Below are 362 nucleotides of genomic sequence, written 5' to 3' on the forward strand. Positions count from 1 at the left end.
GAGTGGCGGCGGCTGCCAATGCAACGGCGAGGAGCGGTGCTCTCCAGTAGGCGCTCATGGTCGTTCCTCCCTTGTGCGGCTTGCGAGTGGTTGCTCCCGCGCCGCTTGATCCGCGTGTATGGCGCTGTCAGCGCCTGAGATTGACGCGCCACAGGTCCTGCCAATCCTGGCGGCGCTCCAGGTCGCTGACCGACGACGCCAGATCCCACGCCATCATCCGGTCGAGGGAACGGCCGATGCCCGAGGGCTCGTCATCGGGCAACGCGATCTTCGGGTGCGTCGGCACCTTCCCGTCGACGAGTTGTGGTGCCAGTCCCGGTTCGGTCAGCAGATAGCTGATGAACAGCTTCGCCGTGTTGGGG

General features: G+C 66.0%; 1 protein-coding gene. It reads right to left on the reverse strand.

What is annotated here, in order from left to right:
- Positions 1-127 precede the first annotated feature (127 nt).
- A partial coding sequence (locus AB4Y92_RS26685; protein ID WP_441822361.1) for a hypothetical protein occupies positions 128-362 on the reverse strand: 235 nt, incomplete at its 5' end.

It is taken from the genome of Lysobacter sp. TAB13 (genome assembly GCF_052113885.1).
Classification (GTDB): domain Bacteria; phylum Pseudomonadota; class Gammaproteobacteria; order Xanthomonadales; family Xanthomonadaceae; genus Lysobacter; species Lysobacter gummosus.